This window comes from Exiguobacterium qingdaonense, from assembly GCF_018617855.1.
Lineage (GTDB): Bacteria > Bacillota > Bacilli > Exiguobacteriales > Exiguobacteriaceae > Exiguobacterium > Exiguobacterium qingdaonense.
In genome coordinates this window covers 250,672-270,982 of sequence record NZ_JACSKY010000001.1, presented here as the reverse complement: position 1 = coordinate 270,982, position 20,311 = coordinate 250,672, and the positions used below count along the sequence as shown (strand labels likewise).

Genomic DNA, 20,311 nt, shown 5'->3' with positions numbered 1-20,311 from the left:
AGGAACTAATGTGGCTCAAAAATCAAGTAAGACTCCCGTGAAGCGCAAGCGGCCAGCGACAAGGAATACGAGAAAACGAAGAAAGCAATCGATTGCGCCACGTACATACGGATGGGGGATCTTTGTTCTCGCCATCGTCGCATTCGTATTTTCCTTGTTTGACTTAGGATGGGTCGGACAACAGTTATCAAATCTAGCTGAATATATATTTGGCGGATGGGGGGCGCTCACATACTTAATGGTGGCCCTGCTTTCGTGGATCATCCTTCAACCGATGAAGCCGATCGAGCGAACCGGGTTACTCAGCATGACCTTCTCATTTCTACTGTTCGGTGATTTATTGTGGGGAGAAGAACGGGGGGGCATCAACGGTGTCCTATATGATTTAAATCAATATTTACTTTCTGACTTCGGCATCATCTTTTTAGGAATCGTCTGTTTCCTCGTCGGTGTCTCTCTATACGTGCCAACAATTTGGGGGACGATGTATCATCGGATGAATGAGTCGTTTGTGGCTGTAAGAAAAGAATGGCAAGCCCGTCCGAAAGGCGAGAAGAAGGCAACGAGCCAAGCGAGGAAGAGACAGTCTAAGCCAAAAGATGTAGATGCGGTGACAGAAACTGAGTCGGACGTTGAGTCGGATGCGGTCACGATGAGTGATATTCCAATCGTCGGGTTCAGTGAGAAGGTAGTGGCGGAAAAGAAAGAGACGGGGCATGAACCATCGACGTCTGAGGAGACGGTCACGACCGAGGAGATGATGATGACTGCAGCACAAGATGTTTCAGATTCATACGAACTCCCTCCTTTCTCACATTTGAAAGAACCGGTGCTCACCGACCTATCGGGTGAAAACGCCCGATTAAAAGAGAATGCGTCTAAATTGGTGAAGACGTTGAAATCGTTCGGTGTCGGGGTGAAAGTATTGAAGATTCATTTGGGACCGACCGTCACAAAATATGAGTTGCAACCTGATATCGGAGTGAAAGTCAGTCGCATCACCTCTCTAAGCGATGACTTGGCATTGGCTCTTGCGGCAAAAGATATTCGGATTGAAGCCCCGATCCCTGGAAAAGCGGCGATTGGAATCGAGGTGCCGAATCAAGAAGTCGCCCCTGTTTGCTTACGAGAAGTTCTCGAGGCGGATGTTGTGAAACAAGATGAAGCAAAGTTACTCGTCGCTCTAGGACGTAGTATAAGTGGAGAGACGGTCGGCATTTCTCTTAATAAAATGCCACATTTGCTTGTCGCAGGATCGACAGGTTCAGGTAAATCAGTCTGTATCAATGGGATGATCGTATCTTTATTGATGCGTTCTCGACCGGACGAGGTGCGGCTCATGATGATTGACCCGAAAATGGTCGAATTGAATGTTTATAACGGTGTCCCACATTTATTGACACCGGTCGTCACCGACCCAAAAAAAGCGGCGCAGGCGTTGAAGCAGGTCGTTGCCGAGATGGAACGTCGGTATGAACTCTTCAGTCGGTTCGGTGTGCGCAATATCGAAGGGTACAATGAACTCGTCGACCAATCAGAAGATGAAGATGCGAAGCGATTGCCGTTCATCGTCGTCATCGTCGATGAATTGGCGGACTTGATGATGGTCGCATCAAATGACGTCGAGGATGCGATCATGCGACTCGCTCAGATGGCAAGGGCGGCAGGCATCCATATGGTGCTCGCCACGCAACGTCCGTCGGTTGATGTCATCACAGGGGTCATCAAAGCGAACATCCCGTCTCGAATCGCCTTTGCGGTCTCATCTCAGACCGATTCACGAACAATCCTTGACGGTGGAGGAGCTGAAAAACTGCTCGGACGAGGAGATATGCTCATGTTAGCCAACGGAATGAACAAGCCGGTCCGAGTGCAGGGTGCGTTCGTCTCAGACCAAGAGGTCGAGACGGTCGTCAATCATGTGATTGCACAACAACGCGCACAATACGTTGAATCGATGATGCCAAAAGAAGAAGAGGTCACAACGATTGACTCGGATGATTCGTTATTTGGTGAAGTCACTCAGTTCATCATCACTCAGGAAACGGCATCGACTTCGATGATACAACGAAGATTTCGGATTGGGTACAACCGTGCGGCCCGTTTAATCGATTCACTCGAAGAGGCGGGTTACGTAGGCCCGTCAGAGGGGTCGAAACCACGGAAAGTACTCATCCATGAACGGGAAGAATGAATATTACGAACGATTATGTATTTATATATATAATCGTTCGTTTTTTATTTGGTTTTAAATAATATGGAAATATGTATCGATTCGATAGAGGTTCGTTATAATTTAAATGTAATATAGCACATATGACCTATATCAATAATTAGTACATACTTTTAAAAAACACTGAAGCGCTTACATTTTTTAATAACGTTTACATTTTACAAAAGTTTTTCAGAGGAGATTGAAATAGGGAAAAATGGCTCAGATGTACGGTTATTCGTAGTTTTTCAAAATATTTCCCTGATTCCGAACAAAAACTATTGCGTTCTAATTCTCGAATCCCTATACTTAAAATTGGCAAGGACATTCATACGTCAGATGTCTGAGCACCGGAAAGTAAATTAAAGGTGGTGAGGCCAATGTCGATTAAGCTCGATCATCGATTGCTCTATCTTCGAGTGATTGAGAAAATTAAGCAAGATATCGACGCTGGTGTCTATCGTGAAGGTGAGAAACTACCTTCAGAATTTGAACTATCGAAGCAACTCGGAGTCAGTCGGGCAACCCTACGTGAAGCGCTCCGAATTCTCGAGGATGAAAAGTTTGTCGTGCGAAAACACGGAGTGGGGACGTTTATCAGTTCTAAGCCTCCATTCACGTCAGGCATTGAAGAATTGTTCAGTGTCACGGACATGATCACACGAGCGAAAATGACACCAGGAACGAAAGTATTGGTGGCCGAGAAAGTGTTGGCAACAGAGAGAGAAGCCGAGCGTCTCAAAATTGAGCCGAACTCACCGATTTATCGAATCGTCCGGATTCGATACGCGGATGACACACCGGTCGTTTATTGTGTCGACAAAGTGCCGGCCCATCTCGTCTCAAATCCTGAGGCGTTGACAGAAGGGAAGTCTTTGTTTGACGCTCTCGAACAAGAGGTAGGACGTCGAGTCGCATATGCGATTACGCACATCGAACCGAGTGTCAGCTCTGAAATTTCGTCACAGCTTCAGACGGACCAACCGTTACTCGCTTTGAAACAATTGCATTATGATGAGAGTGATTTACCATTGCTCGATTCAGCCAACTTTTTCCGTGCTGATCGATTCGACTTCCATGTCGTACGTAAACGAGTTTGAACAGGCAGTTCTGAACGGAAGAGTTATTTTTGGGGAATAGCGTGAAAGCGCTTTCTTATACCGGTGTAAAGACTACTGATGACATGACAACAAATTTGTTATGAACCGAAAGGGGAAACACGACGATGATGAACAAAAAGAAAACGATTCTCTCAGCTTTAGCAGCAGGACTTACACTCTCTACAGTACTCGCAGCTTGCGGTGGAGACGACAATGAAGGTGGCTCATCTAACGGTGAAGGCGGCGGCGAAGGCAGCGACTTCAAAGTAGCCATGGTTACGGACACTGGCGGTGTTGACGACAAATCATTTAACCAATCAGCATGGGAAGGGCTCACAAAGTTTGGTGAAGATAACGACTTGACTGAAAATGAAGGGTTCAAATACCTTCAATCAGCTAAACAAGCGGACTATCAACCTAACTTGCAACAATTGGCTCGTGACAACTTCAACTTGATTTACGGAATCGGTTTCTTGATGGCTGAAGACGTAAAAAAAGTAGCTGACCAGTTCCCAGATAACAACTTCGCAATCGTAGATATGGTTGTCGATGCTCCTAACGTCGCTTCAATCACGTTCAAAGAGCAGGAAGGTTCATTCCTCGTTGGTGTCATCGCAGGTCTTTCTACAACGACAGATAAAGTCGGTTTCATCGGTGGGGTAGAATCAGACTTGATCAAGAAGTTTGAGAACGGATTCAAAGCAGGCGTCATGGCTGTCAATCCAGATGCGACGATCGACGTGAAGTATGCAGAAGACTTCAACTCAGCTGAAAAAGGAACTGCGATCGCTTCAGGTATGTACGGTTCTGGGTCTGACATCATCTACCACGCAGCTGGCGGTACGGGTGTAGGGGTGTTCACAGAAGCGAAAAACCGTAAGAAGAACGGTGAAGATGTTTGGGTAATCGGTGTCGACCGTGACCAATATGAAGAAGGTCTTCCAGAAGACGTCACATTGACTTCAATGGTCAAACGTGTAGATACGGCGACTTATGAAGTATCGAAACAGACGATGGACGGAGAGTTCCCAGGCGGCGAAATCATCGAGTTCGGTTTGAAAGATGAAGGTGTCGGCATCGCGGAAACATCTGACAAGCACGTGTCACAAGACATCCTCGACAAAGTTGAAGAGTACCGCACACAATTGGTTGACGGAGAACTTACTGCACCAGCAACTGATGCTGAGTTCGAAGAGTTCATGAAAAACGTAAAATAATTCATTTGAGTAAAGGGGGGACCCATGTGGTCTCCCTTTACTTAAAGTTAGGGGTGAACTTCCTTGGAATATGTAATTGAAATGCTAAATATTCGCAAAGAGTTCGGTACGTTCGTTGCGAACGACAATATTACGCTCCAATTGCGCAAAGGAGAAATCCATGCGCTTCTAGGAGAGAACGGAGCGGGGAAATCGACGCTCATGAACGTGTTGTTTGGTCTTTATCAGCCTGAGGGCGGAGAGATTCGCGTACACGGTAAAAAAGTGGATATTGAGAATCCGAACATCGCCAACGAGCTCGGGATCGGGATGGTCCACCAACACTTTATGTTGGTAGAAAAATTCACGGTCACTGAAAACATCATCCTTGGCCTTGAACCGAAGAGTGGAGTCACGATTGACCGTGATACAGCTCGTAAGAAGGTTATGGAAATTTCAGAGCAGTATGGACTTAAAATTGACCCGGACGCAAAAATTGAAGATATTTCAGTCGGCATGCAGCAGCGCGTAGAAATCTTGAAAACACTTTATCGCGGAGCCGATATCTTGATTTTCGATGAACCGACAGCAGTGTTGACACCACAAGAGATTCAAGAACTTATCCAAATTATGAAACGTCTGATTGCTGAAGGTAAGTCGATCATCTTGATTACGCACAAGCTAAAGGAGATCATGCAAGTCGCCGATCGTTGTACGGTCATCCGTCGTGGTCGCTATATCGGTACGGTTGAAGTGGATGAAACGGTGAATGAAGACAGTCTCGCAGAGATGATGGTCGGACGTGAAGTCAACTTTGCTGCGGAGTATTCAAAAGCCGACCCACAACAAGTCGTGCTCGACGTCCAAGGGCTCGTCGTCAAGGACAGTCGTGGATTGAAGGTCGTTGAAGGATTAGACTTACAGATTCGAGCGGGAGAAGTGCTCGGAATCGCTGGGATTGACGGGAATGGACAAACCGAGTTGATTGAATCCATCTCTGGATTGAAAAAACCGGAGTCAGGTAAAGTGTTACTCAATGGAAAAGATGTGACGGGACATACACCGCGTAAAATGACGGAAGCCGGGATCGGACATATCCCACAAGACCGTCATAAGCACGGGCTCGTCCTCGACTACTCGATTCGTGACAACATGGTTCTTCAAACATATTATAAAGAACCATTTTCAAAGCGCGGTCTCATGAACTATAAAGCTGTCGCTGAGAAGGCGAAGGCGTTAATTGAGAAGTTTGACGTCCGAACTCCGTCGATTGATGTGGCGGCGCGTGCACTTTCGGGAGGAAACCAACAAAAGGCGATCATTGCTCGTGAAGTCGACCGTTCACCTGATTTGCTCATCGCGGCTCAGCCGACACGCGGACTTGACGTTGGTGCGATTGAATTTATTCATGAGCAACTGATAAAAGAGCGCGAGAAAGGTCGTGCGGTCTTGCTCATTTCGTTCGAGCTTGATGAGATTTTACACGTATCCGACCGGATCGCTGTTCTCTATGAAGGAAAAATCGTAGGGATTCGTGATCCGAAAGAGACGACGGAACAAGAACTAGGCTTCTTGATGGCCGGCGGTCAGAGAGGGGACGAAACAGAATGAAAAAATTAAGTTTAAACCAGCTTCTCATTCCTTTCCTATCCATCATTTTAGGACTGCTCGTCGGAGCAATCGTCATGTTGATTGGTGGTTACGACCCGGTTCAAGGGTTCATCTCCTTGTTTAACGGGATGTTCGGTAGTCCTTATGCAATCGGTGAGACGTTACGTGCGGCTGCACCGCTCATCTTCTCAGGTCTAGCGGTCGCGTTTGCATTCCGTACAGGACTATTCAACATCGGGGTAGAAGGGCAAGTACTCATCGGCTGGGTCGCCGCCGTGTACGTCGGAATCAATTTCGACTTGCCGATGTTCATCCACTTACCGCTCGCGCTTCTCGCAGCAATGCTCGCAGCAGCGATTTGGGCGTTTGTCCCTGGTTTTTTAAAAGCGAAGTTTTACGTGCACGAAGTCATCACGTCAATCATGATGAACTATATCGCGCTTTACACGACGAATGCGATTTTGCGTAACATCATCGGTGTGACGAATGAACGTACAGATTCAATCAACGAATCAGCGTCGCTCGCATCTCCTTGGTTACAGGAATTGACCACGTTTTCACGTCTACACTGGGGTGTTCTCGTCGCGGTTCTTGCGGCGATCGTGTACTACTACATTCTTCAACGTACGACGCTCGGTTATGAGTTACGCGCGGTTGGATTCAACAAACATGCATCTCAATATGCGGGGATGAGCGTCAACCGTAACATTGTCCTCTCGTTCGTCATCTCTGGGATGTTCGCAGGTCTTGCCGGTGCGATGGAAGGTCTCGGAACGTTTGGCAGTATGACGCTGTCGGCATCGTTTACTGGTGTCGGTTTTGATGGGATCGCCGTAGCGCTCCTCGGTGCGAACACGGCAATTGGAGTCGTTCTCGCAGCAATCTTATTCGCAGGATTGAACATTGGCGGTTTGGCGATGCAACTCGGTGCGAACGTGCCGTCTGAGCTAGTTAAAGTCATCATCGCGGCAATCGTCATCTTTGTGGCATCTGGTTATGCCATCAACTATGTCATCGATAAACTTAAAGGAAATCGTAAGAAAGGAGTGGAGAAAAAATGAGCTTCTTAGAAGTCCTTTACATCGTCGTACCGGTAGCACTCGCCTATGCGACTCCACTCATTATTGCAGCACTCGGTGGAATCTTCAGTGAACGTTCTGGTGTCGTCAACATCGCCCTTGAAGGGATTATGATTATCGGTGCCGCAACGGGAATCATCACGACCCTCACTTTGACAGATTTAGGGGCCGGTGTGTTTAGTCCGTGGATCTCCTTGCTCGTCGCGATGGTCGTTGGTGCATTGTTCTCACTCTTCTTGGCCGTCCCGGCTATCCTTTGGCGTGCTGACCAAACGGTTCTCGGGGTAGCGATCAACATGCTTGCAATCGGTCTCGCCATCTTTGTCGTCCGTGTGCTTTATAATAAAGGTCAAACTGACTTTATTGAGTACCGCATTGCGAAAGAGAACGTACCATTCTTATCAGATATTCCTGTTATAAAAATGTTCTTCATTAACGTGCAATACACGTCATTCGTTGCCATCGCCTTGGCGTTTGTCGTCTGGTTCGTCATCTTCAAGACACCGTTCGGGCTTCGTCTTCGCTCGGTCGGGGAACACCCGATGGCCGCAGATACGATGGGGATCAACGTCACAAAAATGCGCTTCATGGGCGTCATGCTCTCTGGGGCATTCGGTGGTCTTGCCGGTGCGGTCTATGCTGTAACGGTTACGACGAACTTCAGTGGAACGACAATCGTCGGTCAAGGATTCTTGGCGATTGCCGCCATGATCTTCGGGAAATGGAATCCACTTGGTGCACTCGGTGCCGGGCTGTTCTTCGGATTCGCCCAAGCGCTCTCGATTATCGGAAGCAACTTGCCGGTGATCAATAACGTGCCGCAACTTCTGCTTTTGATTGCGCCATATGCCCTCACGATTCTCGCACTTGCCGGTCTCGTAGGTCGCGCGGATGCGCCGAAGTCGGTCGGTATCCCATATATTAAAGGGAAGCGATAATTCAAGATAGGACATATGTCCATTTTAGTAAGGTTGTTTGGTACTTAAGCCAAACAACCTTTTTTGATATACTTGTCTAAAGATGTCATAATCGACACAATGTGAGAGCGGACAAATAAAAAAGACATATCAGTCGAGTGACCGATATGTCTTTCATTGATTATTCGAATTTTAAAGCGTCGCCATCGAACGACTCGTCCGCCACTTTGATTGAATCAGTCGGACAACCTTCGAATGCATCCATCATGTCTTCGTATAGTTCATTTGGGACTTCAACGGTACCTGTGTTGTCATCCATCAAGTTGAACGCGAGACCTTCATCGTCATAATCGTAAATATCTGGTGCTGCCGCGCCACATGCGCCACAGGCGATACATGTGTCTTTGTCAACGATTGTAAATTTTCCCATAGTGATTCCCCTCCAAATAGTTCGTTACGCATATTGTACGTAAACAATTAACGGACTACGAGTTATTGTAGTCTACATACCCAATTAATTCAATGAGAAAACGAGTGTCTTTTTGTTAAGATAATGATTTTTTTAAGGATGTGACGATTTGATTCATTTAGCGGATGGCGTTTTATTACTGGCCATTAAACGATTGAACGGTGAACGAAGTGAACGCAGTCTGTACCATGTTTTAAACGGCAAGCGATCGGCGACGACGTTACAAGATGCGTTCTTTTATGAGATGGAACCCGTTTTTGGACAGTTTCCGCAAACGACGTACTTATATGAGGCGATGTTGAAACGCTTCGAGAAACGTGGATGGTTGAATCGAAAAGACTTTACGTTGACCGAGGCGGGCGAGATGTTGGCGTCACCCGAAGCGGTTGAGCAGTTGATGAATCGACTAGGCGGTGAACGTCGTGATTATAATTTGACGACGTGGAAGCGGTTGAGCCTGTTCGTTCAAACGTTCATGTCGCGAGAGCATGACCGGACGTTTTATCCGGTTCAAGCCGACCGGCCGGCAGAACAGTGGGTCAAACAGTTATTACGGTTCGATCGCGATTGGAAAGAGCTTATGCGAACGTTCCATCAAGAGATTGAACGAGCGCTCGAGCGTATCGGGGACCCGTACGCGTCGGCCGTCGTCTATCGATTTACTGGCGCCTTTGAGACAGGTCTGACATATGAACAAATCGCCAAACTGCTCAATGTCGATGCTGAAACGGCTCGTCTGTACTTTTTGGCAGGATGGAATGAACTGTTGATCGTTCTACCGGACGAGGCGAAACTCCGAGGGTTTACGTATGGGTTATCGACGGAACGGATGACGTTCTCGGCACGTGAATCGTACGATCTGTTTTTGAAAGGGTACACGTTCGAGCAGGTTCAGGCAAAAAGACGTTTGCGGACGAGTACGATTGAAGATCATGTGGTCGAGATGGCGATGTATCTGGACGTCTTCCCTCTCGATCAATTCGTGCCGATGGAGGATGTCGCTACGATCGAACAACTGCGACATCCGAGCAGTTGGGCACTGAAACCGATCTTTGAGAAAATGGGGCGTGTCAGTTACTTTCAAATACGTCTTGTGTTCGCAAGGCTGAAACGAGGTGAGACATTTGTATGAATCGACATTAAAGCGAGTGTTCGGATATGATTCGTTCCGAACAGGTCAACATGACATCATTCATGCGGTAGTAGAAGGACACGACGTATTGGCTGTCATGCCGACCGGGGCAGGGAAGTCGTTGACGTTCCAACTCCCTTCTTATATCAAAAATAAAGGTTTGACGGTCATCGTCTCACCACTACTCTCATTGATTGAAGACCAGATGCAACATATCCGTGCGCGTGGGGAACGAGGTGTCGCGCGACTGACATCGATGGAGTCGGCAGAAGAAAAACAAGAGATTATCAATCAGTTGAAACGTTACCGCTTCCTCTATTTATCTCCTGAACAACTGGCCGTCCCATACGTCACGCGCGCACTTTCGAATGTATCCGTTCAAATGCTCGTCATCGATGAGGCGCATTGTATATCGCAGTGGGGGCACGAGTTTAGACCGGAGTATGCCCGACTAGGAGAGTTACGAAAGCAAATCGGTAGCCCACAATGTATGGCAGTGACGGCGACGGCACCAGAAAACGTGAAACGAGACATCATCGAGAAGCTTGCGCTCTTCACGCCCGAACAGTTTGTTCATTCCGCCAATCGACCGGAAATACGGTTGGTCGTCGAACGATTGGACAAAGAACGAAAACTAGAGCGGTTGAAGGAACTGATTCAAAACATCCCAAAACCGGCAGTCGTTTATACGGCGACACGTCGCGAAGCGGAGGCGCTGGCGTTTGAACTAGACGATGCCTTGTTTTATCACGGTGGGATGTCTACGGAGGATCGACGGCTCGTGCAGTCCCAGTTTCTACGAGACGAGGTGTCTGTCATGGTATGTACGAGTGCGTTCGGGATGGGTGTCAATAAGGACAACGTTCGTTCCGTCGTCCACTTTCAAATACCGGCGACCGTCGAGGCGTATATGCAAGAAATCGGACGGGCGGGTCGAGACGGGCAGCCGGCGTTCGCCATCCTTTTGTACGCAGAAGGGGACGAGCGCATCCAACAGTTTTTAATCGACGGTCAATATCCAAAAGATGAAGACGTTCGTATGGCCTATTTCGAGAGTGAGAACGGGACTGCTATAACCCAGTTGCCACGCTTGCTACGAATGAGTGAGGAAGAGTCAAAGTTTTTACTCCTTAAACAATTGCTTACGGAACGCTCTCTTCAAGAAGCGCTCGAGTGGGTAAAAGAAAGAAGACGGGATCGCTATCGTCAACTCGGTCAAATGATGGACTATGCACTCATCCGTACGTGCCGACGTGATTATTTGCTTCGTTATTTTTCGGAGCCGACGATTGAGCAGGAGGAATGTTGTGATATTTGTGGAGAGATCATTTATCCCGAGACTTCAACAATTGTTCGAGAAAATGTGACAGAATGGAAAATACGGTTGACGCAAATCTTTTCCTTTGAATAATATCATAGTAAAATGATAAAAAAGGTAAAGGAGGGCATACGTTGCGACATCGGAATCAAGCGGATTCTTTACGTGAGCAATTGGCAGACACGTTGCCGTCTCGAGCGGAGCGGCAAGAGGGCGAACGAAAGAGGAAGTTGAATGATAACTGGATGAAGCGCCCATTGGCGATGACATTGACTTTCGCCATGTTAGCGATTATTCTCATTTTCATATATATCGGGCGACATGCCATGTTTTAACGGGTGCGGACACAGTCCGCATCTTTTTTATATTCAAAAAATACTCAATTGCACAATAAAAGGGGTAAACCGATTTGATTGAGGATATACTTATAGCATAAGAACAAGTAAGGGAGGAGGGCGGAGATGCCGAAATACTCCATCAAGACCGTGGCGACATTGACCGGTGTCAATCCGACGACCATTCGTGCATGGGAACGTCGATACCAATTTATCGTACCGAACCGAACCGAATCTGGTCACCGCCTGTATTCAGATCAAGATGTCGAGAAAATCAAGTGGGTCGTAGACAAGCAAAAAGAGGGACTGTCCGTCTCACAGGCGATTCAACAACTTCAACATAACTTTGAGCCTAAACCATCGGCCACCAAGTTATACGATGAAGAATTAAAAGATAGACTGCTCGAGGCATTGCTATCTTTTGACGAACGTTTGGCGCATGACTTGATTAACCGTGCGTTCAACACGTTCAGTTTTGAAAAAGTGACGAATGATATCATTCAGCCTTTATTAATGGATATTGGCTCGAAATGGGAAGAAGGTTCGATCACAATCGCCCACGAGCATTTTGCTACTGCCTTCTTAAGAGCGCGACTTTCGACGTTGTCTCTTCAAATGCCGATGAACCCATTTCTTCCGAGAATCACCTGTGTGTGCGCGCCGGACGAAGTGCATGAAATCGGATTACTGTTCGTCACACTCTACTTGCGCCAGCATGGATATGACGTGATCTTTTTAGGGGCGGGATTTCCTAAGGAAGATTTGAACAGGGCGTTACACGATATAAACACGACGTTTCTCATCTTCGCGTGCACACAATCCGAACACATCCCAAACCTTCTCGATGCGATGGATTATATTCAGGCAGACCACCCTGATCTGAAAATCGGTGCTGGTGGTATTGCGGTCAGCCTCGAGAAAGAACGATTCCAAGAAGCGTTTCTTGGGGACACCCCAGAAGAGTGGACGAAATGGTTATCTACTATTTGACAAGGGATAAAAACGAGAGTAGCTTATTAGTAGGATTGACTATTCACTGGAGGTTTTCGATTGAGATTTGAAAAACAAACAAAAGAGCATCTTCGTGTATATGTGACTGCGAACGAACTCTCGTCGCGTGGCATCGCCATCGATACAATCGTAGGAGAAAACGGTCAACTGCTATGGAAAGAACTGCTTGAGACAGCAGAAAGCGAGTACGGATTCTCACCGCAAGGAGCGGTCGATTTGAACGTGACGATGTTCCCTCGGGACGGACTCGTCATCGACGTCCAAAAAGGGGAGGCGATCGCGGAACTCGATGTCGAGCAGGTCGAGATTCGACTGACGATCGATGTGATTCATCATTTGATTTATCAGTTCGAGGATCTCGAAGATTTGATCAACGCCTCGATTCGCCTGTTTCCTCACATGCATGAGACCGAGCAAGGCGGCGCACTATATCACTACGAAGGCCGATACTATTTGCATTTTGTGGAGGTGCTCCCTTCACAGGTAGAAGAACGACTTGCTGCCATCCTGTCCGAGTATGGGAAGACGACTACGGTCAGTCCATACGTCATGTTGGAGTACGGCAAGACGATTCAAACAGAACACGCCGTCAAAGAGCTGTACGATGCATTCGCATGAGTACGGCTTTTTTACTGTTCTGTTTCTATTGTTTTGATCACACCCGTGTTATGATAAGACTTGAATTTTCAGTAGTTAGTTGAAGGAGAGATTGGAATGAAAGTCGCTGTATTATATGGTGGAGTGTCAGGAGAACGAGAGGTATCTCTTACGAGTGGTAAAGGAATGATTGATGCGTTGACGGAGCGTGGCCATGACGTCACGGCAATCGACTTTCATCCGGAACGGGCGAACGAGCTTTTGACGCTCGATGTTGATGTCGTCGTCAGCGCGTTGCATGGTAAGTACGGCGAGGACGGTCGCGTGCAATCATTACTTGAGATGGCCGGAATTCCATATACTGGTTCGGGTGTTTTGGCATCTGCTCTGGCGATGGACAAGGCGAGAGCAAAGATCATCTTTGCGGCATCCGGGATTCGGGTCGCGCGAGATGTGTTGATTGAGTCCAAGCATTCCATTGATGCGAAATTGAGTGAGTGGGGGGGCGAGTTCCCGTGTGTCGTCAAGCCGGCACAAGAAGGTTCTTCCAACGGGCTGACGATTGCTATGAACGAAGAGATGTTGCGTGAAGGGATCGACAAGGCGTTTGGCTGCGATTCAGCAGTTTTAGTCGAGCAGTACATCAAAGGGAAAGAACTGACCGTCCCGGTCATCGGAAACTTCGGGAAGGAAGAGGCGCTTCCTGTCATCGAGATCATTCCGAAAAATGAGTATTACGACTATGAGTCGAAATATACAGAAGGTGGTTCTAAACATGTCTGTCCTGCTGACATTTCAGTTGAACTGACGACAGAGGTTCAAAAAGCCGCTATTCTGGCGCATCGTGCACTCGGTTGTTCCGGCTATTCGCGATCGGATTTTCTCGTTTCACAGACGGGGGAAGCTTATATTTTAGAGACGAATACACTACCGGGTATGACACCGCTCAGCTTGTTCCCGGACAGCGCAAAAACAATCGGGATCTCATACGGGGAGCTGTTAGAGCGATTTATTGAACTCGCTCTCGAACGTGAAGGGTCGACGAGCTAAATCATCGCCCTACCGAAGAAAACGCTTTCATTATTTTTCTAAAACCCTTTCAAATTGAGCGTGTATCGGCTATACTTTTAAACGAATACGAGGTTGATTCTTGGGGGAGAATCGACAATTTAGGGGAGGAAACCTTCATGATTACGGATCAAGAAAAAGGTCATCAAAAACGAAAAAACATCTTGGAATCGACACAAGAAGTGATTCACGAAGCTTTAGATAAACTCGGCTATCCAGACGAGATGTACGAGTTGTTAAAAGAACCGCTTCGCATGCTGACCGTTCGGATCCCTGTTCGCATGGACGATGGCTCAACGAAAATCTTCACAGGCTATCGTGCTCAACATAATGATGCCGTTGGACCGACTAAAGGGGGAATTCGGTTCCACCCGAGCGTAACGGAAGTAGAAGTGAAGGCACTGTCCGTATGGATGAGCTTGAAAGCCGGGATTGTCGACTTACCTTACGGTGGAGGTAAAGGTGGGATCGTCTGTGACCCTCGTGAAATGAGCTTCCGCGAAATCGAGCGCTTGAGCCGCGGATATGTTCGTGCCATCAGTCAGATCGTTGGCCCGACGAAGGATATTCCGGCACCTGACGTGTTCACGAACTCACAGATCATGGCCTGGATGATGGATGAGTATAGCCGGATTGACGAATTTAACTCACCTGGGTTTATTACCGGTAAACCACTTGTTCTTGGAGGGTCGCACGGTCGTGAGACGGCGACAGCGAAAGGTGTGGCGATCATGATTCGGGAAGCGGCGCTTCGCCGTGGCATCGAACTCAAAGGGGCGCGGGTCGTCGTCCAAGGGTTCGGGAACGCGGGTAGTTTCCTGTCGAAATTCATGTATGATGCTGGAGCAAAAGTGATAGCGGTCAGTGACGCTTACGGTGCCATTCATGACGAGAACGGGCTCGACATTCCGTATTTGTTGGATCGTCGCGACTCGTTCGGTACGATTTCAACATTGTTCAAAAATACCATCTCGAATAAAGAGATGTTAGAGCTTGACTGTGATATTCTCGTTCCTGCTGCGATTGAGAACCAAATCACGGAAGAGAACGCGGATGCCATCAAAGCGTCCATCGTCGTCGAGGCGGCGAACGGTCCGACAACGAACGAAGCGACGAAAATCTTGACAGAGCGTGGGATCCTCCTCGTTCCGGACGTGTTGGCATCGAGTGGTGGTGTCACGGTTTCATACTTCGAATGGGTACAAAACAATCAAGGATACTATTGGACGGAAGAGGAAGTCGAAGAAAAACTCGAAAAAGTTCTCGTTCACTCGTTCAACACAGTCTACAACACATCATCAGCCCGAAAAGTCGACATGCGTCTCGCCGCCTATATGGTCGGTGTACGGAAGATGGCGGAAGCATCACGTTTCCGCGGCTGGGTATAAAAAAGTTCGGTCAACTCGCGTTGACCGAACTTTTTTTAGACGTTGATTCGGTTGGCAATCGTATGTGCGATCGCCTTACCGTGGAACCGACCATTTTCGATGAAAATTTTATTCGCATCGTTTCCGGCTGCCACGACCCCGGCGATGAACAAATGCTCGACATTCGTTTCAAACGTTTCTTCATCATACGTCGGGACACCAGTCGCTTCATCGATTGATATACCGGCGTCTTTGAAAAGATGATGATCTGGCTGATATCCGGTCATGGCGAACACGTGATCCGCATATACATGCTTCTCTTCACCATGCTGACGATAGTAGACACCGTCTTCGGTGATTCGCTCGATCGTCGACTCAAACTCCATCCGGACTTTTTCATGACGGACGAGTGAGTCGAAGTTTGGGAGTACCCACGGTTTGACGGATGGGCTATACGCATCCCCTCGGTAGAGTACCGTCACATATGCGCCGGCCTTCTCGAGTTCAATCGCTGCGTCGACTGCGGAGTTTTTTCCCCCAATGATCGTGACGTGTTGCCGGTAAAATGGATGCGCCTCGTTAAAGTAGTGATGGACGTGTGGAAGCGTCTCACCGGGAACGTCGAGCATACGGGGGCGTCCATAATATCCTGTCGCTAAAATCACATAGTCCGCGTCACGAACCGTCACGCCACGTTTTTCATGTCTAGATGTCACGACGAATCGGTCGTTGACTTTTTCAACGGATTCGACCGTTTCGAACGGCTGGACGTTTAGACCGGTCCGCGTCACGACTTCCCGATAGTAGACGAGGGCATCCTGCCGTCGTGGTTTCAAATCTTTACAAATAAACGGAACGTCTCCGATTTCGAGTAGGCTAGCGGAAGAGAAGAACGTTTGGTGGGTCGGATATCGATAGATCGCATCGACGATGTTTCCGCGTTCGATCACGGTACATGAGACACCGATTTTTTCTAACTCGATTGCCGCCGAAAGGCCACAAGGGCCTGCGCCAACAATAATCGCTTGTTTCGTCACAATAAATCACCTCTTTGCTCATTGTAGGGAAGGAGATGCGGTTGCGCAAGCTTATTGCTGAAAACTGAAGCTATGTTCCATGACCGATTGAGAAGAACCGGACTCGAGTTCTACGAGAAGCCGGAGCCGAGCTTTTTGTGAATTCAAACCGTTTGAAAAAATCACACCTAACTCTTTCAATTGTTTCCCGCCCCCATCGTAACCGTACACGTCTTGGACGATTCCGTTGAAGCAACGACTGACGATCACGACGGGGATTTCTTCTACTAAACGCTCAAGCGCTGATAGGAGCGTCGGTGGGACATTCCCTTGTCCTAGTACTTCAAGGATCAGTCCGTCATATCCGAGTGCGGCGACGGACTCGAGTAAATCAGGCTCCATTCCCGCGACGACCTTCAAGACGGCTACACGCTTTGTGATAGAGGGAATCATTTTAGGCTGTCTAGTCGATGGTTGACTATATATGAGTACGTGGTCCTTTGTGACCATACCCACATTTCCGAAATGGACGGATTTAAATGTGTCGACTGATGACGTATGTGTTTTTGTGACGTTGAACGCTGAATGGATTTCCCCATTGAATACGACGAGCACCCCTTTTCCGCGAGCGACCTCACTCTTGGCGACACGCAGTGCCGTGATCAGGTTGAACTCGCCATCGGAACCGACTTCGTTTGAAGAGCGCATCGCCCCAGTCAATACGATTGGGACAGGTGCCCCGAGTGTGATTTGTAAAAAATAGGCGGTCTCTTCAAGCGTATCGGTGCCATGTGTGATGACAATCCCGTCGTATGTGGCCTGTGTCAATTCTTGTTGGATGAACTGCGCCAACTCGAGCATTTTTTCCGGGGTCATATGCGGAGACGGGATGTTTGAAAAATGTTTTGTTGTAATCTGGGCGATGTCCGTCGCCTTCGGCAATGTGGCATCGATTGGATTGACGTCACTCGGTGCGACGTGGCCCGCCCCCGATTGAGACATGGCAATCGTTCCACCGGTGTGGATTAATAATAAATGATTCATGGATGACCTCCTGATTATTTTTATCGTTTTTTCCATTTTCTAGGCTTTACGCACTTTTTCTTTCAAGCATTTCAGTGTATGCTAATGAGAGAAAGGAGAGATGCATCATGATCGCAATCGCCTTGTCTGCGGTTGCACCTGGGCTCGCCCTTCTTTCCTATTTCTATCTTCGCCATGAGCTAGAGGCGGAACCGCTCGGATATGTGATTCGTTCTTTCGTAGCCGGGGCCGTTCTTGTGTTCCCGATTATGTTTATCCAATATGCATTCGTCGAAGAAGGGGTGCTTACCGGACCGTTTTGGCAAGCGTATGTCGCTACTGCCTTGCTTGAAGAATTTTTCAAGTGGTTTATGATTTATTATACAATATATATACATAAAGTCTTTGATGATTACTACGACGGGATTCTCTATGCGGTAGCCTGCTCATTAGGCTTTGCGACGTTAGAGAATTTTTTATACTTATGGGTGTACGATTCACTAGAGATTGCGATTTGGCGAGCAATCCTGCCGGTAAGTGGACATGCCTTGTTCGCAGTCGTGATGGGTTATTGTTTAGGGAGAGCGAAACATTCGGCGCGAGAACGGATTTGGCTCTTCATGGCGGTCTTTTCCGCGACGGTCATTCACGGCACGTTCGATTTGATCTTGATTCTCGAGCCGGACCACAAGCTACCTGCCGTTCTTTATATCGTCATTTTATGGATGGTGGCATTCCTGCTCGTACGAGCAGCCAACCTGTCTAACCGCCGTCAATTTAAATAAAGGGGAAGAAAACGTATGTTAAAAGAAGGTCAAGAATTAAGAATCGAAGTGGAAGGACGCAAAGAAGGAAAGACGAAGATTGCGGGTATTACCGGCCAGGTCGTATGGATTGAGTCACCGAGTGATATGGCGACGCTAAAAACATTTTTTTTACATGAAGAAGAGGAGATGCGAGTCTATTTCTTTCAAGGTGAAAATCAACTGTATGCATTCGACACAAAAGTCGTAAAACGAATGAGCGATGCACAGTTGACGCTTCGCTACGCCTTCAAGATGCCGGACGAGAAAAAAATCAAACGAATTCAACGACGTGAATACTTGCGTGTACCTGAAATGATTGACGTAACGGTGCTTGCCGCCGATGGGGAAAGCTTTGAGTCGTTCGAGACGATGTCGCTCGACGTTTCCGCCGGTGGGATGAAAATCATCGCCAACCGTGCGCCGGTCGATGTCGATGAGTCGCTCATCGTCGTCTTTCGAATTGAAGACGAACATGGCACACCTCAGCTGTTCCGAGTGAAGAGTCGCCTTGTGCGGGTACACGAGCAAGAAGTGAAGCAAGAACTTTCTTTGGCCTTTGAAGATTTGACCCCTCGTGACCAGGAGACGATTTTACGATATTGTTTCCGTGTGCAGCTAGAAGCACGGAAGCGGACAGGGTCTGTATTTTCTTCAAGATAAAAAACTGTTATGATGTTCTCGGGATTATTGACCGAGAGGAGGAGGGTATCGGGAACACTCGATACCCGTTTTGTATGAAAAAATCATTACAAATTGCATTGGACGGACCGGCTGGTGCCGGAAAGAGCACGATTGCCAAGTCATTGGCGAAACAATTGGGATATGTCTATATCGATACAGGTGCGATTTATCGGGCGGTCACTTACCGTGCGTTAAATGAGGGCATCGCACTTGAAGACGGTGACATGCTTGCGAAGATGATTGACCGCATGTCACTTCGACTCGTTCCATCCGAAGAAGGACAACGCGTGTTTGATGGTGAAGAGGAAGTGACATCTGTCATTCGTTCAAGTGAAGTGACGAACAACGTCAGCTTTGTCGCGCGTCAGCCTGAAGTGCGCGATGCCTTGATGGATTTGCAACGGGACTTGGCCAAGGATGGCGGGGTCGTCATGGACGGTCGTGACATCGGAACTCACGTATTGCCACATGCGGACTTAAAAGTATTTATGACCGCTTCGGTCGAGGAGCGTGCACGTCGTCGTCACGAAGAAAATGTCTCGAAAGGGATTCCGAGCGACTATGAACAACTGAAAGAAGAGATTGCGCTTCGTGACAAACGAGATTCAGAACGTGAAGTCGCGCCGCTCCGTCAAGCGGAGGATGCTTATTATCTTGATACGACGACGTTGTCCATTGAGGGTGTCGTTCAAGCGATTGAAAGACTGATCGGTGAGGTGAGCGCATGAGCAAGCCATTGAACAACGGGCCTTTCGGCATGTATCGGCTAGCGAGGGGCGTCGTGAATGTCATTCAACGGGCTTCGTTTCGAGTCGAGTTCATCGGACGCGAGCATGTCCCGATGGACGGGTCGATTCTCGTCTGTTCGAATCACCAGTCGAACTGGGACCCGGTGCTCCTCGCATGCGCGATCCCAAAAGAACGTCCTCTTCGCTTTTTTGCGAAAAAGGAACTGTTTAGCGTCCCTGTGTTGAAACATATTTTAAATCGGGCAGGTCAAATTCCCGTCTCTCGTGGAGAAGGTGACCGTCAGGCACTTCGTGTCGTCCTTCAAAAGATGAAAGAAAACGAGGTCGTCTCTATATTCCCTGAAGGCACGCGCTCAAAAGACGGGACACTCGGAAAAGCACAAGCTGGTGTCGGCTTCTTTGCGATGCGGTCCGATGCCCACGTCCTGCCGATCGCCATCATCGGTCGATATAAGTTCCGTGCAAAACTCCGGGTTGTCATCGGTCAGCCGATCGACTTGACCGCGTTAAAGGAACGTAAAGCAAGTGCACAAGAAGCGGCTGACTTGATTATGGAAACGATTGCTGACCTCTATTTACAACATTCGTTTACAAAGTGAGTGACGGATCGTGAAAATGAGGTTT

The 20,311-nt window shown here is 48.0% G+C and carries 20 protein-coding genes; 17 read left to right on the top strand and 3 right to left on the bottom strand.

Features of this window, described 5'->3' with window-relative positions; all coding sequences use genetic code 11:
* Positions 1 to 10: 10 nt before the first annotated feature.
* From KNP00_RS01355 to KNP00_RS01330, 6 genes are all read left to right on the top strand, one after another.
* The gene (locus KNP00_RS01355) at positions 11 to 2,194 is read left to right on the top strand and encodes a DNA translocase FtsK (RefSeq protein WP_215141539.1); all 2,184 of its coding nucleotides are present in this window, start codon (positions 11 to 13) and stop codon (positions 2,192 to 2,194) included.
* 398 nt (positions 2,195 to 2,592) lie between these two features.
* Positions 2,593 to 3,312 (top strand): GntR family transcriptional regulator, encoded by a 720-nt coding sequence (locus KNP00_RS01350; RefSeq protein WP_215141537.1) that lies wholly within the window; start codon positions 2,593 to 2,595, stop codon positions 3,310 to 3,312.
* 128 nt (positions 3,313 to 3,440) lie between these two features.
* A complete protein-coding gene (locus KNP00_RS01345) occupies positions 3,441 to 4,529 on the top strand; it encodes a BMP family lipoprotein (protein ID WP_215142256.1) in 1,089 nt (362 codons plus the stop codon).
* Positions 4,530 to 4,592: 63 nt separating this feature from the next.
* Entirely contained in the window at positions 4,593 to 6,119 is a 1,527-nt protein-coding gene (locus KNP00_RS01340; protein WP_215141535.1) for an ABC transporter ATP-binding protein, read from the top strand.
* Entirely contained in the window at positions 6,116 to 7,180 is a 1,065-nt protein-coding gene (locus tag KNP00_RS01335) for an ABC transporter permease (protein ID WP_215141533.1), read from the top strand. The genes KNP00_RS01340 and KNP00_RS01335 overlap by 4 nt, the downstream gene beginning before the upstream one ends.
* Positions 7,177 to 8,136: an ABC transporter permease gene (locus KNP00_RS01330; RefSeq protein ID WP_215141531.1), complete on the top strand. Its 960-nt coding sequence runs from the start codon at positions 7,177 to 7,179 to the stop codon at positions 8,134 to 8,136. Before KNP00_RS01335 ends, KNP00_RS01330 begins: the two co-directional genes overlap by 4 nt.
* 160 nt (positions 8,137 to 8,296) lie before the next feature.
* Here KNP00_RS01330 and KNP00_RS01325 read toward each other — a convergent pair whose 3' ends face one another.
* On the bottom strand, positions 8,297 to 8,545 hold the full coding sequence (locus tag KNP00_RS01325; RefSeq protein ID WP_215141529.1) for a ferredoxin: 249 nt from the start codon (positions 8,543 to 8,545) through the stop codon (positions 8,297 to 8,299).
* A gap of 148 nt (positions 8,546 to 8,693) precedes the next feature.
* Here KNP00_RS01325 and KNP00_RS01320 point away from each other — a divergent pair, with 148 nt between their 5' ends.
* The 7 genes from KNP00_RS01320 to KNP00_RS01290 all read left to right on the top strand — a co-directional run bounded on the left by KNP00_RS01320 (position 8,694) and on the right by KNP00_RS01290 (position 15,433).
* Positions 8,694 to 9,716 carry a YpbB family protein gene (locus KNP00_RS01320; RefSeq protein ID WP_215141527.1) on the top strand — a complete coding sequence of 341 codons (1,023 nt, stop codon included), beginning with the start codon at positions 8,694 to 8,696 and terminating at the stop codon, positions 9,714 to 9,716.
* A complete protein-coding gene (locus tag KNP00_RS01315) occupies positions 9,700 to 11,127 on the top strand; it encodes a RecQ family ATP-dependent DNA helicase (protein WP_338082247.1) in 1,428 nt (475 codons plus the stop codon). The genes KNP00_RS01320 and KNP00_RS01315 overlap by 17 nt, the downstream gene beginning before the upstream one ends.
* Before the next feature lie 41 nt (positions 11,128 to 11,168).
* Positions 11,169 to 11,369 (top strand): hypothetical protein, encoded by a 201-nt coding sequence (locus tag KNP00_RS01310; RefSeq protein ID WP_215141523.1) that lies wholly within the window; start codon positions 11,169 to 11,171, stop codon positions 11,367 to 11,369.
* A gap of 126 nt (positions 11,370 to 11,495) precedes the next feature.
* Positions 11,496 to 12,359, top strand: a complete 864-nt coding sequence (locus tag KNP00_RS01305; RefSeq protein ID WP_215141521.1) for a MerR family transcriptional regulator — start codon at positions 11,496 to 11,498, stop codon at positions 12,357 to 12,359.
* Between the two features lie 60 nt (positions 12,360 to 12,419).
* Positions 12,420 to 12,998 (top strand): adaptor protein MecA, encoded by a 579-nt coding sequence (locus KNP00_RS01300; protein ID WP_215141519.1) that lies wholly within the window; start codon positions 12,420 to 12,422, stop codon positions 12,996 to 12,998.
* A gap of 96 nt (positions 12,999 to 13,094) precedes the next feature.
* Positions 13,095 to 14,027 carry a D-alanine--D-alanine ligase gene (locus tag KNP00_RS01295; protein WP_215141517.1) on the top strand — a complete coding sequence of 311 codons (933 nt, stop codon included), beginning with the start codon at positions 13,095 to 13,097 and terminating at the stop codon, positions 14,025 to 14,027.
* A 137-nt stretch (positions 14,028 to 14,164) separates the two neighbouring features.
* On the top strand, positions 14,165 to 15,433 hold the full coding sequence (locus KNP00_RS01290; RefSeq protein ID WP_215141515.1) for a Glu/Leu/Phe/Val family dehydrogenase: 1,269 nt from the start codon (positions 14,165 to 14,167) through the stop codon (positions 15,431 to 15,433).
* 35 nt (positions 15,434 to 15,468) lie between these two features.
* On the opposite strand, the gene KNP00_RS01285 is transcribed toward KNP00_RS01290, so the two are convergent.
* A complete protein-coding gene (locus KNP00_RS01285) occupies positions 15,469 to 16,452 on the bottom strand; it encodes a YpdA family putative bacillithiol disulfide reductase (RefSeq protein ID WP_215142254.1) in 984 nt (327 codons plus the stop codon).
* A gap of 48 nt (positions 16,453 to 16,500) precedes the next feature.
* Positions 16,501 to 17,472 carry an asparaginase gene (locus KNP00_RS01280; RefSeq protein WP_215141513.1) on the bottom strand — a complete coding sequence of 324 codons (972 nt, stop codon included), beginning with the start codon at positions 17,470 to 17,472 and terminating at the stop codon, positions 16,501 to 16,503.
* A 107-nt stretch (positions 17,473 to 17,579) separates the two neighbouring features.
* Here KNP00_RS01280 and prsW point away from each other — a divergent pair, with 107 nt between their 5' ends.
* From prsW to KNP00_RS01260, 4 genes are all read left to right on the top strand, one after another.
* Positions 17,580 to 18,236, top strand: coding sequence for a glutamic-type intramembrane protease PrsW (gene prsW / locus KNP00_RS01275; RefSeq protein ID WP_215141511.1), 657 nt, complete (start codon positions 17,580 to 17,582; stop codon positions 18,234 to 18,236).
* 15 nt (positions 18,237 to 18,251) lie between these two features.
* The gene (locus KNP00_RS01270) at positions 18,252 to 18,917 is read left to right on the top strand and encodes a flagellar brake protein (RefSeq protein ID WP_215141509.1); all 666 of its coding nucleotides are present in this window, start codon (positions 18,252 to 18,254) and stop codon (positions 18,915 to 18,917) included.
* Between the two features lie 74 nt (positions 18,918 to 18,991).
* The gene (gene cmk / locus KNP00_RS01265) at positions 18,992 to 19,666 is read left to right on the top strand and encodes a (d)CMP kinase (protein ID WP_215141507.1); all 675 of its coding nucleotides are present in this window, start codon (positions 18,992 to 18,994) and stop codon (positions 19,664 to 19,666) included.
* The gene (locus tag KNP00_RS01260; protein ID WP_215141505.1) at positions 19,663 to 20,286 is read left to right on the top strand and encodes a lysophospholipid acyltransferase family protein; all 624 of its coding nucleotides are present in this window, start codon (positions 19,663 to 19,665) and stop codon (positions 20,284 to 20,286) included. Before cmk ends, KNP00_RS01260 begins: the two co-directional genes overlap by 4 nt.
* Positions 20,287 to 20,311 lie beyond the last annotated feature (25 nt).

Coding starts and splice junctions, on each gene's coding strand:
- KNP00_RS01350 (WP_215141537.1), top strand. CDS start 2,593: ATGTCGATTAAGCTCGATCATCGATTGCTCTATCTTCGAGTGATTGAG.
- KNP00_RS01345 (WP_215142256.1), top strand. CDS start 3,441: ATGAACAAAAAGAAAACGATTCTCTCAGCTTTAGCAGCAGGACTTACA.
- KNP00_RS01335 (WP_215141533.1), top strand. CDS start 6,116: ATGAAAAAATTAAGTTTAAACCAGCTTCTCATTCCTTTCCTATCCATC.
- KNP00_RS01330 (WP_215141531.1), top strand. CDS start 7,177: ATGAGCTTCTTAGAAGTCCTTTACATCGTCGTACCGGTAGCACTCGCC.
- KNP00_RS01325 (WP_215141529.1), bottom strand. CDS start 8,545: ATGGGAAAATTTACAATCGTTGACAAAGACACATGTATCGCCTGTGGC.
- KNP00_RS01305 (WP_215141521.1), top strand. CDS start 11,496: ATGCCGAAATACTCCATCAAGACCGTGGCGACATTGACCGGTGTCAAT.
- KNP00_RS01295 (WP_215141517.1), top strand. CDS start 13,095: ATGAAAGTCGCTGTATTATATGGTGGAGTGTCAGGAGAACGAGAGGTA.
- KNP00_RS01290 (WP_215141515.1), top strand. CDS start 14,165: ATGATTACGGATCAAGAAAAAGGTCATCAAAAACGAAAAAACATCTTG.
- KNP00_RS01280 (WP_215141513.1), bottom strand. CDS start 17,472: ATGAATCATTTATTATTAATCCACACCGGTGGAACGATTGCCATGTCT.
- prsW (WP_215141511.1), top strand. CDS start 17,580: ATGATCGCAATCGCCTTGTCTGCGGTTGCACCTGGGCTCGCCCTTCTT.
- KNP00_RS01270 (WP_215141509.1), top strand. CDS start 18,252: ATGTTAAAAGAAGGTCAAGAATTAAGAATCGAAGTGGAAGGACGCAAA.
- cmk (WP_215141507.1), top strand. CDS start 18,992: ATGAAAAAATCATTACAAATTGCATTGGACGGACCGGCTGGTGCCGGA.
- KNP00_RS01260 (WP_215141505.1), top strand. CDS start 19,663: ATGAGCAAGCCATTGAACAACGGGCCTTTCGGCATGTATCGGCTAGCG.